Here is a 14133-nt window from a genome sequence, read left to right as displayed (position 1 = left end):
TGCAGGTCAGAACATTTTCTACGTAGATTCGATCGCGAAATACGATAGACGGATCGAAATATTCGATACGAGTCGGCCGCAGCTGTTCTCATCGATACCGTCGGCACGAAAACTTCCGTGTCGAAAGGTATGTCGAATGCACCTGACAATCGTCGGAAATCGAGCCGGTATGCCCGCCGACGGCGCTGCCAGTTCGGGCTATCTGGTCGAAACCGGCCAGTCGAGAATTCTGCTCGACTGCGGTCCCGGCATCGCGGTGATGCTCGGCAACTACCTGCACGCGAGCCTGCTCGACGCGGTGGTCATCAGCCACCTGCATCTGGATCACTGCTACGACGTGCTGCCCATCGGTAAGCAGGCGATGCGCAAAGCCCCCGACGCCCCGGACCGCCGGATCAAGCTGTTCGTGCCGAAAGGCGCTCGCGCGAGACTGGATCAGCTCGCCGCGCTGTTCCCGGTGAAGACCTTCCCCGACCTGAATCGGGCGTTCGACCTGGCCTACGAGGTCATCGAGTACGAGCGCGGCGCAACGCATACACTCACCGACTGCAGCATCGAGTTGGTGCCCATGGTGCACACCGAACCGGCCTGCGGGGTCCGGATCGAAAGTCCCACCGGCAGTATCGCGTTCACCGGCGACACCGGCTGGAACGACAACCTGATCGCGCTCGCCGCCGATGTCGACATCTTTCTCGCCGAGTCCACCCTCGCCGAGCCGGATCACACAGCTCACGGCCATCTGTGCGCCACCGAGGTCGGGCGGGCCGCCGCGGCCGCGGGTGCGCGCTCGGTGGTGCTGACCCATCTCGGCTCGGCACAGCCGCAGTGGCAGCAGGCTCGACGCGACGACGTGTCGGCGGAGTTCGACGGGCCCGTGCACCTGAGCCGACCCGGCATGCGGTTCTCGGTGCCCGCCGAACAGCCGAGCTGAGCGCTACACCGCGACCGTCAATGTCGCGAGGCCGCGCAGGTTGATCCGGCCGTTCCAGGTCTGGTCGACCACCGCGGCCTCGGGAAAGCGGGTCACGAAGCGCGGGAACACGATCCGGGCCTCCATCCGGACCAGGGCGGCGCCGAGGCAGTGGTGGATGCCCGCGCCGAGCGAGACGTTCTGGTGCGCGTTCGGCCGGTCCAGGCGCAGGTCGTCGGCGTCGGCGCCCCAGAATTCCGGGTCGCGGTTGGCGGCGGCCAGTGCGCCGATCACCCAGCTGCCCGCCGGGATCTCGTGCTCGCCGACGCGCAACGGCGCGAGGGTGATCCGGCGCATCAGGTGCACCGGGGTGTCGAACCGCATCAGTTCGTCGACCGCGCCCGCCGCCAGGTCGGGCTCGGTCCGCAGCCGCCGCGCCTGGTCCGGATGCCGCAGCAGCGACAGGATTCCGCTGCCGAGGTGGGTCACCGTGGTCTCGTGGCCGGCGATGTAGAGGAACATCACCTGCGAGATCAGCTCGTCCTCGCTGAGCATGTCGCCGTTGTCCTCGGCACTGATCAGCGCGGTGAGCAGGTCGTCGCCGGGGGTGGCGCGCTTCCAGCGGATCAGTTCACGAACCATGCCGAACAGTTCCTGATTGGCGGCCCTGATCCGGTCCTGGGTCTCGGCGCTCGCGAACGGCTCGAACACCAGCACGACGATTTCGGTCAGCTCGCGCAGCCGGGTGTGCTCGCCGACGGGGATACCGAGCATCTCCGAGATGATGGTGAAGGGCAGCGGAAAGGCCAGTTCGGCAATGACATCCGCCGTGCCCGCCGCGGCGAGACGGGCCAGCGCCTGCTCGACCAGTTCCTCGACGCGCGGTTGCAGCGACTCGATGGACCGGGGGGTGAAGGCCTTCGACACCAGCCGCCGCAGGCGGGTGTGGTCGGGCGGGTCCTGGTCCAGCATCGACAGCCCGCCCATCACCCGGCTCTCCTTGCGGACCTCGGTGCTGCCGCTCTTCCACGCGGGCAGATGCCGCAGGTGCTGCTCGTCGACGGAGTGCGGCGAGCGCTGCAGCGCGGCCACGTCGGCGTGCCGGGAGATGATCCAGAATCCGAGCGGATGGTGCTGCGCGGGTCCGGCGGCGCGCAGCTGGGCGTAGTGCGGATAGGGGTCGTCGGCGAATCCCGGTGCGGTGGGATCGAAGACGAAGGTCTCGGTGCTCATTCCAGGTATCGCTTTCTTGCCGCTGCTCGCATGATCTTTCCGCTGCTCGTCTTCTGCACGGTGTTCGGCGCGGCGAGCACCACGTCCGCCACGGCGAGTTCGTGCTCCTGCGTCACCGCCGCCCGGATGGCGCCCACGATGTCGTCGGCATCGGCATCGGCGTCGCGCTCGAGCTCATGGACGACGACCAGCTTCTCGCCGTCGCGTCCCGGCACCGCGAATGCCGCGCCACTGCCGGGTCGTAGCGCCGGGTGCGCGCGCGCCACGGTGTGCTCGATGTCGTGGGGGTAGTAGTTGCGGCCCCGGATGATGATCATGTCCTTGAGCCGGCCCACCACGTACAGTTCACCGTCGACGACCAGGCCGAGGTCGCCCGTGCGCAGGTAGACGCGCTCGGCGTCGTCGGCGAGGCGAGCCTGGAAGGTCGCGGCGGTCGCCTCGGGCAGGCCCCGATAGCCCTGGGCGACATGGTCACCCGCTACCCAGATCTCCCCTGCCCGATCCGGCGGGCAGAGCTCGCCCGTCTCCGGGTCGACGATGCGCAGCGCCTCACCCGGCAGTACCACTCCCGAACCGACGAGCGTGCGACCCTGATCCACCGCGGCCGCGACGTAGCGTCGATCGGCGAGCGCGTCGATATCGGCGTCCAGCAACCGTGGACCGCGTCCCTTGCCGCTCGCCGAGACCAGCAACGTGGCTTCCGCGAGCCCGTAGCACGGGAATACCGATTGGGCGCTGAACCCAAGCGGGGCAAAGGTTTTCGTGAATCGGTCGAGGGTCTCGGCCCGGATCGGCTCGGCGCCGTTGAAGGCGACCTTCCAGGAGCTCAGGTCCAGATCGGGCAGTTCGCCCGCCGCCGCGCGCGCGACACAGGCGTCGAAGGCGAAGTTCGGACCGCCACTGGTGTGCGCGCGATAGCGCGAGATGGCCTCGAGCCACCGCAGGGGTCGCCGGATGAAGGTGGTCGGCGACATCTGGATACAGGTCGCGCCGACGTACACCGGTTGCAGCACATTGCCGATCAGGCCCTGATCGTGGAAGAACGGCGCCCAGCCGACGACGGTCGACTCGCGGTCGTGGCCGAAACTGTGCCGGATCATCTCCTCGTTGGCCACGAGATTTCGATGCGTCACCATCACGCCCTTGGGCGCCGAGGTCGACCCGGAGGTGTATTGCAGGAACGCCACCGAATCCGGATCCACCGCCGTCGGCGCGAAAGCAGTTTCCGCCGTGGGCAATTCGTCGACAGCCAGCCACTGCCGTGCGGTACAGAGCGGCTCGAGCACCGATCGCAGAGGCTCGAGCACCTCGCCGATCGTCAGCACGGCGGTGGGGGCGCAGTCGGCGACGATGGCGCGGGTCGCGTCCTGAACCTTGCCGCGCCGCGGCGGATTCACCGGCACGGCGACGATATTCGCGTAGAGGCAGCCGAAGTAGGCGGTGATGAATTCGACGCACTGCGGGAAGACCAGCAGGGCACGGTCGCCCGGTTCACACCGCGAGCGCAGCAGTCGGGCCACCGCCATCGCTCGGTCGTGGAGTTCGCGATAGGTCGTGGTGGTGTGCTCGGCGCCGTTGTCGTCGAGGAAGATGTAGGCGATGCGGTCCGGCTCGTCGACGGCGCGACGCGCGAGAATGTCGGGAAATAGCTGCACGTCGGTCCTCAGGTCAGGGCGGCGGTCATGATCGCCGCGATAGCCGCGCGATGTCGATGGTGGAACAGGTGATCACCGGTGAACTCGTGCGTGGCGAACGGGCCGTCGGTCAACGTGCCCCACGCCCACACTTCTTCGGGATCGGCGATCGGGTCCTCGGTGCCGTAGAACGTCGTGATCGGGCAGGCGAGCCGGGGGTGCGGCCGGTGGCTGTACTCCTCCGACAACTCCAGATCCGCCCGCGTCAGCGGCAGCGCGTACCGCAGGAAGCTCGCGCTGCGGCCCGCCGCTCCCCACGCTCCCATCGCCGCCATCGCGTCGGCGAAGTCGTGGTCGGGCAGACGATGCAGGACCGCGCGACTGGCCGCCAGGTGCGGTGCGCGGCGACCGGAGACGAACAGGTGGATCGGTGGCCGATTCGCCAGGGTCAGCGCGCGAGCCAGTTCATAGGCGATCAGCGCGCCCATGCTGTGGCCGTAGATCGCCACCGGCGTTTCACCCGATCGGGTTATCTGGCCGACCAATTCGTCGACCGCCTCGCCGACCCGGTGCAGCGGCGGCTGCTGCGCGACGTCCTCGCGGCCGGGGAGCTGGACCCGGACCACCCCGATCTCGGGTCCGAACAGGTCGGGCCAGCGGTTGAACGACGACGCCCCGGCGCCCGCGTGCGGGATGCACACCAGCCGGACCGCCGCGGCCGCGGTGTCGCTGCGCAACCACGATTTGACCAGTCCGGTGCCCGTCACGGGGCCCGCCGCACGTCGACGGGCAGGCTCTTCAGGCCGCGCACGATGAAACTGTGGTCCTGCCACTCGAGTTCGGCCGGCCGTTGTTCCAGGTGTTCGGAACGGACGAACAGGTACTCGAAGGCGACCTGTGCCTGCAGTTCGGCGAGCAGTCCGCCGAGGCAGCCGTGCATACCGTGGCCGAAGCCCAGATGTCCACCGCCGGTGCGGGTCAGGTCGAACTCGTCGGGCCCGGTGAAGACGGCGGGGTCGCGGTTGGCCGCGCCGAGACACACCAGGATCTGGTCGCCCGCCGAGATCCTGGCACCGTCGAGCTGGATATCGCGGGTGGCCAGGCGCTTGGTCAATTGCAACGGCGGGTCGTAGCGCAGCGCCTCGGTGACCGCGGCCTCGACCGACTCCGGTCCGCGGTGCAGCAGCGCGGCCTGCTCGGGGTGCCGCAGCAGGGCGAGCGTTCCGTTGCCGATCAGCGATTTGGTGGTCTCGTTGCCCGCGACGAAACACATGATGCAGACGAACACCAGCTCCTCGTCGGAGAGCACATCCCCGCCCGCGGTCCGCGCGGCGAGCAGCTGGCTGATCAGATCGGTGCCGGGCCGGGCTCGCCGCTCGGGCAGCACGGCGTCGATGGCGGCGGCGAACTCCTCGACCACCGCGCAGACGCGCTCGAAGTCCCCGGCCTTCATCATTCCGGGTTCGAGCAGGAATCGGATGTCGTGGGTCCACGGCCCGACCCGGCCGCGCAACTCCTCGGGCAGATCCATCCACTCGCACAACACGGCCACCGGCAGCGGCGCGGCCAGGTCGGCGATGACATCCATGCCGCCGTCACGCCAGGCCTGCTCCATGAGATCGCCGGCGACCCGGGTCACCAGGGGGCGCAGCGATTCCACCGACCGGGCGGTGAACACGCGGTTCACCAGTCCGCGCAACCGCGCGTGATCGGGATTGTCGGTGAACACCAACGACTTACGCCCGAGGCGTTCGATCTGCGCGACGCTGCAGTGCCCGAGCCGCTCGGCCTGCCTGCTCACCAGACTGGGAATCAGCCCGGCGCTGAACGAGCGATCGTGCAGCACGCCGCGTACCTCGGCGTGCCGGGTGAGCACCCACATGCCGAGCGTCCGGTGCACCGGTTCGGCCTCGCGCAACTGCTGGTAGAGCGGATACGGGTCGTGCCGGAATTCGGCGCTGAAGGGGTTGAACCGAACCCGGGTCCTGGTCGGTGCGACGGGATCGGGCGAGTGCGTGGTCATGCCGACCGCACGCGTCGCTCGGTGAAGAATCCGGTGCGGTAGGGCGAGAGCACCAGCCGCAGCAGGCCGATCTTGCCCATCCGGAAACCGAGCGCCGACAGCTTCAGATAGCGCTCGTAACGGGCGACCACGTCGGCGCCGACGATCTCGACGGCTTCGGCGCGGTGGGCACGCAGTCTGCGGGCCCACTGTTCACACGTCCAGGCGTAGTCGAGGCGCCCATTGCTGATCGAGCGCACCTCGAACAGTCCCTCGGCCGCGGCGGTGATCTCGGCCAGGGTCGGCAGATCGGCGTCGGGGAAGATCTCCTGCTGCATGAAGGCACTGGCCTGGTCGCGGGACATGTTCGCGTAAGCGATGGTCTGCAGCGACAGCGTGCCGTCGGGCTCGAGCCAGTCACGGCATCGCGTGAAGAAGTCCCGGTACACCCCGATCTTCTGTTCCGGCGAATCGTCCGGGGTCGCGAAGTGTTCGAAGGCGCCGATGGAGATGATGCCGTCGAAGCGGGTATCCGGCTCGTAGTGCAGCCAGTTCTCGGTCCGCACTTCGACGCCGGGGCAGGCGCGCGCGCGGACGAACTCGGCCTGCTCGGGGCTCAGTGTCAGCCCGACGGACCTGGCCACCCCGGCTCCGGCCAATCGTTCGAGGATCGCGCCCCACCCGCAGCCGATGTCGAGGACGGTGGCGGCGTGCTCGGCGTCGATCGCGTCCAGGTGGAATCGCAGTTTGCGGTCCTGGGCGAGTTCCAATGTGTCATCGGGGTTTTCACGCAGGGCGCAGGAGTAGGACAACGACTCGTCGAGCCAGAGTCGATAGAAGTCGTTACCCGCGTCGTAGTGGTGACGGATTGCTGCGGCGGCCGCGACGGACCGCTCGATATGCACCGACATCGCTACCCCACACTCCGCCGGCTCTGCTCGTGCAAGTAGGCGGCGACGGCGTCGAGGTTCGGGTTGTCGAACAGGTCCTCGGGCGCCAGATCGACGCCGTAGCGGTCCTCGACCTCGATCAGCAGCGCCACGGCGAGGGCCGAGTCGATGCCGAGGCGGTCGAAATCGGTGGCCGGGTCGATGGTGGCGGCCGGTACCTCGAGCAGACTCGCGAGGTATTCCTGGCACCAGGTGACAATGGCTTCTTTACTCGTATCCATGGTGAGAATTCCTTAGATTCGCTTGGCTGCCATGCGTTCGGCGGAGGGCATTTTCAGGTCCCAGGCGAGACCACAGAACGACAGTGTTCGAATGAGCCAGAAACCGGGGTCGAGTCGATACCAGTCCAACCCGAAAGAGGGTGACTCGGGAAATGCGTGGTGATTGTTGTGCCACGACTCCCCCAGCGTCGCCAGGGCGAAAACACCACCGTTGTGGCTGTTCTCGCGGGATTCGTACCGGCGGGTGCCGAACATGTGCAGGAACGAATTGATCGCCCACACGATGTGTTCGAGAACGAAGATGCGTACCAGTCCGCCCCAGAGCAGGCCGGCGACCGCGCCGGTCCAGCTCATCGAGACCAGGCCGCCGATCACGGTCGGGATCAGCAGCCCGAGCGCCACCCAGTAGTAGTAGAGGCGGGCGATGCGGACCAGACCCCGGTCCTTGATCAGATCGGGCGCGTAGTGCACCACGTTCGGGTACTCGTGGCGGCGCATCCACAGGAAATGCGAGTGGGCCAGGCCGCGCAGCGCCCCGCGCAGGCCGTCACCGGCGAGGTTGGGTGAGTGCGGGTCGCCTTCGCGATCGCTGTACTCGTGGTGGCGCCGGTGCAGCGCGACCCAGGAGATGACCGGCCCCTGGCCCGCCATCGAACCGAGGATCGCGAGTACCCACGTCACCCACGGGGCCGCCTTGAACGTGCGGTGGGTGAACAGCCGGTGATAGCCGACGGTCACACCGAGTCCGGTCAGCAGCCACATCCCGAAGAGCAGGGCGAATTCCAGCACACCGAAGGGCCGGACCAGCAGGAAGGCGAAGGCTACGACGGTGCCGATGATCGGGAGAATATCGAACAGCAGGAAGTGACGTCGTTGCAGTCGATGAATATAGGGACTACTGATCGTTTTTCTGCGCGGATCGGGATTCATTTGTTCAATTCACCTCAGCGGTATAGAAACCGGGCGCAACATTATTACCGTAACCATGGGTTCAGCGGTCGGCGACGGCGTGTGACAATTGCCGATCGACGGATCGGAATTGCTTATGACGGACCAGCGACAGCGCGACAGCGATCGCGCCGAAGCCGGTGGCGAACATCCAGAGACGGTCGGCGCCGAAGACCGCGATGACGGCTCCGCCGATCGCCGAGCCGAGTGCGGCCCCGAGATACAACGCCGAACCGTTGAGCGACAACAACATCGGTGCCTGCTCCGGGGCGGCGTCGGCGATCATGCTGTGCTGCTGCGCGGGCAGGAAGGCCCAGCCGACCACACCCCAGATCGTGACGAAGGCGAGGGTGCTCGCCAAGGTGTGCGCGGCGATCGGCTGCCAGGCCAGGTTCGCGGTGAAGATCGTCAGCGAGCCGAGCAGCACCGGCCGGGCGCCGAATCGGTCGACGAGCACGCTCCCGCCCCAGAGGCCGAATATCGCACCGACGCCGTGCGCCATGATCAGCGCGCCGACGTAGTCCGCTCCCACGGCCGGGACCTCGGCATAGATCGGGCCCACATAGGTGAAGACCATCAATCCCGCGGTCATGCCCGAGATCGTCACCGCCAGCCCCAGCCACACCGGTGGGTGCCGCAAGGGTGCGAGTCGCTGGCGCAGCGACACCACGGGTGTGGTGTCGCCCGCGGGAACCGTCAGTGCCACACCGACAGTCGTGATCAGCGCCACCGCGGCGACGGCGACGAACGCCATCCGCCACGACGACAGCCCGGCGACCCACACCCCGAGCGGCACGCCGGCCACGGTGGCGATCGAGATGCCGCCCAGGATGACCGCCAGCGCCCGTCCGCGACGGTCCGCCGTGGCCATCCCGGCCGCCGCCGCGGCGGCCAGGGGGACGTAGATCCCGGCGACGCACCCGGCCGCGATGCGAGCCACCGCCATCACCCAGGGTGACCAGGCCACCGCGGCGAGCAGATTGACGACGGCGAACAGCGCGATCGCGGCCAGCAGCAGGTGCCGTGGCGAGCGCACCCGCAGCACGGTGACCACGACAGGTGCGGCGAGCGCGTAGGCCAACGAGTAGCCGGTGACGAACAACCCGGCGCCGGCGACGGAGACCCGCAGGTCGGCCGCCATCGGTGCCAGTACCCCGGCGACGAGGTAGTTGTCGGTCCCGGCGCAGAACGCGCCGAGCGCGAGCACCAGGACCGGCAGCCACCGGATCGACGACGGCGCGGCGTCGGCGACCGTCACCGGATGCCCGTGCGCTTCACCAGGGTTGGGCGTCGGCATCGCGCAACTCCACGGCGACATCGATGAGTTCGTAGATCCGCATGCCGGGTTTCCAGACGCTCGCGTCCGCGATCACCCGGATCCGGCCGGGGCGTCGTTCGACGCTCTTGATGTGCACCTCGAGGGTCATCAGCTCATCGCTCGCCAGGATCTGCCCGCGATACCGCCACGACAACGACACTCCCACCGGGAGCACGAACTCCGGCGCGACCAGCTCGGCGGTGAGACCGGAGTCGACCGTCCACTCCTGCATCGCCTGGATCACCGCCTCGACCCCGAGCGATCCCGGCATCACCGGGTCGAGGTAGAAGTGGTAGCCGAAGAACCAGTCGTCGGCGGCGACCGCGCGGGTGGCACGCAGGTAACCCAGCCCGTATGTGCCCGCGCTGTCGACGGTCTCGATGCGGTCGAGCATCGCCAGGTGCCCGACCGCGCACGGAATGCCGGTGCTCGCGGCGCGCCTGGCCGCCACGTCGATCACCCGGACAGCGGGGCGGTGCTCCTGGCTGTCGAGCCAGGTCGGCACGAACTCGCCGTTGTCGAGTCCGTTCTGGTTCGCCAGCGCCGGGGCGTTGAAGAACCCGAACAGCGACTCCCCCGCGTAGAACGGTTCGCCGTCCACCGCGAGCTCGTAGGAGAACGTCTGCAACACGACACCGACCAGGACGGTGGTGTCGATCAGCCTGCTGGTCTGCTGAATCGTCTTGTCCCGCAGGTCGACCTCGCGCAGTACGGTCGCGGAGCCGTCGAGATTGCGCAGGCTGAAATCCTCCCCCGGCGAGGTGAGGGTGGCGCCGAGGAAGTAGCCGAGCAGCAATGCCGATTGCAGCGAGGTCTCCATGTAGACGACGTTGGGCATGGAGGCGTTGGCGGATTCGAGGTAGTACCAGGAGTCGGCGGGCGAGTCGTACTCGGTGTGCGAGCTGCCCGCGTCGAGCTGCCCGCGTCGTCCGTCGACGGCCATGACCCGGTCGCAGAGCTGGAGTCCGTGGTTGGGCATCCGGGTGGCCCGGCGGCCCGCGTAGGCCGAGAACTCCGGGCCGAGCGCGATGCCGAGATCGCCACGGGCGCTGTGGGTCATGTGGAACTCGCCGAGCAGCGCACGCTGACCGAAGGCGTTGCGGCGGCCGAGGAATCGGGAAATCCCGCCGCCGACCTCGGGACCGATCGGCAGCCCCGGTTCCTCCGCGACCTCGAGGGTGAGGCCGTGGACGCGCGCCACTACCTCGCCCGCGCACCGGATCTCGGCGTTGATCCGGAGCCAGGGACGCGGGAGCAGGTCGATCTGGACCACGTCGGCGATCAGCTCCACGGGGCCCGTCATCGGCGCGGTCACGGTCACTTCGAAGGGTTCGCCCGTCTGGAATCGGGCCCCGGCCAGGCACAGCTGCAAGCCCGCGCGCACCGCGAAGACCTGGGCGGCCTGCCAGGTGAGCTCGGTTGCCGCGGTGACCGGATCGGGGCCGTCGATGCGGCAGGTGGCTCGCAATCGTCCTCTGGCCCATGACCCTTCACGTCCGGCGATCTCGAGCACCTCGGTGAGGTTTGCGTGAGTGCCGTCGGTGAGCCGGATGTCGGGGTTGACGCCTTCCTGGTCGTAGGCCGGACCGAAGACAGCGGCTATGTCGCCCCTGCCCAACGCGGCGAGGTCGGTGCCGTTCAGTGTGGTGATCGGCGTGCGGGCGAGGAACTTGAAGGCGTTCATCGTGGTCGCGGGCGCAGGCAGCTCGAAGACCACCGGGTGCCCGGGCGCCGCGGAGATCGCGAGCCCGGTCGCCGGCGCGTAGTCCACCATCACCGCGAAGGACTGTTGCGCCCAGGTGGGCGACGCGGAAGCGATTTCCGCGTCGGTCCGGGCGATGTGCTCGTCGCGACCGAGGCTCGCGAGCGCACGCCGCTGCAATGCGGTCTGCACGTCCATCGCCGACAGGTGCGCGGCCACCAGCTCGGAGCGGACCTCGTGCAGGAGGGCGGCAATGGCGTCGGCGGGTGCGCCGCCCGCCGCCACCGGCACAGTGGCCGACGGCGCCGGTGCGGTGGTGTGTCGCACCGCGGGCACCGCCGAGCTGGGCGAGAGGGCCTCCGGTGCCGTGGATGGTGCGGATTCCGGTCGAGGGGCGGGGCTGGTGGCCGGCTCCAGTGCCAGCGACCAGGCGAGGACGTCGAAGGGCTCACCGTCGAAGTCGAGGGTGTCCAGTGGTGTGGTGGTCATCGGATCTCCATTCCTCACATCGACGATGCTCACGCGCGCTGCTCGCGTAACCGCACGGCCTCGGCGAACTTCTCGGTCATCTCCGGGGTGGCGATCACGGCGAGATCGGAGTAGCGCTGCAGCACAGTGCCGTTCGGATCGCACGCGGTGACGGTCACGGTGACCTCGGTGCCGGTCGCGTTGGCGCGCAGGTCGTCGACCACCAGCACGAACGGACTGTCGTCCGGCAACGGGGCGAAGTACTCGATGCGCCCGATCGACAGCGGCAGGCAGGCCGAGTTCATGAACCACACACCGAGCAACGCGCCGGCCTGGATCGCGACGTCGGCCAGCACCGGACTGTGCAGTGCCCCCGCGTAGTTGCCGGCGCCGATGCGAGCGTCGGGGAGCTCGCCTTCGACGACGAGGCGGCGGTCGGCGCGCTCCAGGATGCGGCGGACACCCTGCAGAAGCGGCCCGTGGAACAGATCCGCGGCGCGGTAGACGTCGAGTCCGTTCTCCGGCCCCACACCGATCGCGTAACCCGGCCAGCCGGAAACAACCGGGGCAGGCCATGTTTCGGCGGCGAGGAAGAATGTGCCGGTGAAGTGCGCCGGCGCCAGTGTCTTGCCCGGCTCGTCGCTGCGGATCCAGACCGTGACGCTCAGGCGATCGTCGACGACGGTCCCCGCCTGCGCCTCGAGCCGGTAGGAGCGTTCGTCCTTGCCGTCGTAGACGATGCCCCGCAGTACCTCGAAGCCGGTGCATTCCACCACCCGCAGGCCGGGGTTGGCGCGCTCGAGCACATTGATCGCCCAGCCGAGTCCGGCGGCTGCCGGGAACACCGGGAACTTGCCGACTCGATGATCGCCGATCACCGGGTCCCCGGCCAACGGCGCGAGATCACGGTGTGTGGTGAAAGGGCTTGTCTGGGTGAGGGTCACGGCCGTGGCCAGCGGTGCCGCGGGACCGACCAGCACCGACACGTCGTCGGCGCGACCGGGGGCGAACTGTTCGGCGAACATCCGGGCTCCGGCGTCCATCCCGAGCAGGGCGACACCGCGAGCGAGGAAGACTTCGCGCAACTGCGGAGTCACCATGCCGCCGTCCCACGCACCCCAGTTGACGGTGGTGACGTGTCCGGCCAGACCCTGCCGTCGCCAGCTCACCGCCGCCCGGTTGAGGGCTTCGTTGGCGACCGCGTAGTCGGCCTGACCCGGATTGCCGTAGACCCCGGCCACCGACCCGAACAGGATGAGGTGCCCGAGCGTGGCGTCGCGCAGGGCGGTGACCACGTTGTACAGCCCGTCCAGCTTGGTCGCGAGGACGAGGCGGATGTCGTCGGCCGTCTTGGCGGGGAGCAGGGAATCCGCGAGGGCGCCTGCCCCGTGCACGATGCCGGTGATCCGGCCCGCGTCCGGCGCGAGTGCCCGTTCGGTGGATTCGGCGTCGGTGATGTCGACCGCGAGGTAGCGCACCCGTGCGCCGGTCTCGGCCACCGCATCGACGGTCGCGCGGATCTCACGCTGTGCCAGGAGGTTTCGGGTGAGACGGTCGACCTGCTTCGGTGTCGGCTGCTCACCCGCGGCGCGCACGGCGGCGATGGCGGCGGCCTTGAGGGCGTCATCGGCGACGCCCGCCGCCCACTCCGGCTCGGCCTCGAGTTCGGTGCGTCCGAGCAAGAGGAACTCGCACGGCTTGCGAGCGGCCAGTTCACGAACACACCGCGCGGTCACTCCCCGGGCGCCACCGGTGACGACGAGAACATCGTCGGTGGTGAGGGCGAGTTCGGTGGCCGAGGTGGAACTTTCGACCGCCTGCGGGCGCAGCGTCCAGCGGGTGTGGTCGGCGTCGACCCCGACTTCGCGAGCGTCGATCGCGGCGTCGTCGAGTTCGGCGAGGAAGGAGACGATCAGCGCCTCGTCTGTCAGCAGCGGCGAGAGATCCAATGCCCGGCAGAACACCGTGGGCGCTTCCTGCGCGAGGGTCTTCACCAGACCGCTGACCCCGCCGACAACGGCGGCGGCGGCCGCTCGTTCACCGCGGTGGCCGAGCACGCCGTCGATGCGGGTGAGCGTGACGAACGCCGCCCGCGTCCCGGCTTCGGCGGTCGCCACCAAGCGGTCGTGCACCAGCGTGGCGGTGTGGATCGTATCGGCGAGCCGATGACCGCCCACCAGCCACTGGCTGTCCGCGGGCAGCACGGTCAGGCACAGATCCAGCCGCGCGACATCTTGCAGCGCGGACTCGATCGCCCCCTGCACGGTGGCGCCGTCCCATGCGGCTACTCCGGCATCGTCGCGGGCCGCGACGGCGGCCGTGTGCACGGTCCATCCCTGCTGTTCGAGACCGGTCGCGAGAGTCGCCGCGGTGTTGTCACCGTGGTCGACGATCAGGGCCGTCCGCTCCGCGGCGTAGGGCTGGGCGAGGCGGTCGATCTCGGGAAGGGCGACCGGCACGATCCGCAGCAGCACCGGATCGTCCTCGATCCCGTCCTGGCTGGATCCCGGCGGAAGCCCTTGTTCACCGGCGGTTTCCGACCCGCCACCCACCGCGGGAGCAGCCGGGGTGGCGGCGGGGGCGGCAGAGCCGGCGACGAAATCGACGATGTCGCTCAGGGTCCGCAGTTCCGCGACCTGCTCGGGACCGACAGCGGGCACACCGTCGATACGCTCACCGACCGCACCCATGATCTGAACCCGCTTGATCGAATCCACACCGAGATCGGCTTCCAGATCCAGCGACAA

At 68.7% G+C, this 14133-nt stretch carries 11 protein-coding genes; 1 reads left to right on the top strand and 10 read right to left on the bottom strand.

Going from position 1 to position 14133, the window contains the following annotated elements; genetic code table 11:
* The first annotated feature begins 136 nt into the window (after window positions 1-136).
* Window positions 137-931, top strand: a complete 795-nt coding sequence (locus ACFVJ5_RS00535; protein ID WP_379217687.1) for an MBL fold metallo-hydrolase — start codon at window positions 137-139, stop codon at window positions 929-931.
* A gap of 3 nt (window positions 932-934) precedes the next feature.
* On the opposite strand, the gene ACFVJ5_RS00530 is transcribed toward ACFVJ5_RS00535, so the two are convergent.
* The 10 genes from ACFVJ5_RS00530 to ACFVJ5_RS00485 form a co-directional block, all read right to left on the bottom strand.
* Window positions 935-2143 carry a cytochrome P450 gene (locus ACFVJ5_RS00530; RefSeq protein ID WP_379217685.1) on the bottom strand — a complete coding sequence of 403 codons (1209 nt, stop codon included), beginning with the start codon at window positions 2141-2143 and terminating at the stop codon, window positions 935-937.
* Window positions 2140-3798 carry a fatty acyl-AMP ligase gene (locus ACFVJ5_RS00525; RefSeq protein WP_379217684.1) on the bottom strand — a complete coding sequence of 553 codons (1659 nt, stop codon included), beginning with the start codon at window positions 3796-3798 and terminating at the stop codon, window positions 2140-2142. Before ACFVJ5_RS00525 ends, ACFVJ5_RS00530 begins: the two co-directional genes overlap by 4 nt.
* 8 nt (window positions 3799-3806) lie before the next feature.
* Complete coding sequence (locus ACFVJ5_RS00520) at window positions 3807-4544, bottom strand: thioesterase II family protein (protein ID WP_379217682.1); 738 nt, start codon at window positions 4542-4544, stop codon at window positions 3807-3809.
* Window positions 4541-5800: a cytochrome P450 gene (locus ACFVJ5_RS00515; RefSeq protein ID WP_379217680.1), complete on the bottom strand. Its 1260-nt coding sequence runs from the start codon at window positions 5798-5800 to the stop codon at window positions 4541-4543. The genes ACFVJ5_RS00520 and ACFVJ5_RS00515 overlap by 4 nt, the downstream gene beginning before the upstream one ends.
* Window positions 5797-6690 (bottom strand): class I SAM-dependent methyltransferase, encoded by an 894-nt coding sequence (locus tag ACFVJ5_RS00510; RefSeq protein WP_379217678.1) that lies wholly within the window; start codon window positions 6688-6690, stop codon window positions 5797-5799. The genes ACFVJ5_RS00515 and ACFVJ5_RS00510 overlap by 4 nt, the downstream gene beginning before the upstream one ends.
* Window positions 6691-6692: 2 nt before the next feature.
* On the bottom strand, window positions 6693-6950 hold the full coding sequence (locus ACFVJ5_RS00505) for an acyl carrier protein (RefSeq protein ID WP_056810906.1): 258 nt from the start codon (window positions 6948-6950) through the stop codon (window positions 6693-6695).
* Between the two features lie 12 nt (window positions 6951-6962).
* Complete coding sequence (locus ACFVJ5_RS00500; RefSeq protein WP_379217676.1) at window positions 6963-7880, bottom strand: acyl-CoA desaturase; 918 nt, start codon at window positions 7878-7880, stop codon at window positions 6963-6965.
* Between the two features lie 61 nt (window positions 7881-7941).
* Complete coding sequence (locus ACFVJ5_RS00495) at window positions 7942-9195, bottom strand: MFS transporter (RefSeq protein ID WP_379217674.1); 1254 nt, start codon at window positions 9193-9195, stop codon at window positions 7942-7944.
* Entirely contained in the window at window positions 9173-11407 is a 2235-nt protein-coding gene (locus ACFVJ5_RS00490) for a beta-ketoacyl synthase (protein WP_379217673.1), read from the bottom strand. The genes ACFVJ5_RS00495 and ACFVJ5_RS00490 overlap by 23 nt, the downstream gene beginning before the upstream one ends.
* Window positions 11408-11436: 29 nt before the next feature.
* Window positions 11437-14133: SDR family NAD(P)-dependent oxidoreductase (locus ACFVJ5_RS00485; protein WP_379217671.1), on the bottom strand; the 2697-nt coding region annotated here is incomplete at its 5' end.

The organism is Nocardia sp. NPDC127606 (genome assembly GCF_042671725.1).
Lineage (GTDB): Bacteria > Actinomycetota > Actinomycetes > Mycobacteriales > Mycobacteriaceae > Nocardia.
This window is presented reverse-complemented; position numbering and strand designations above follow the sequence as displayed.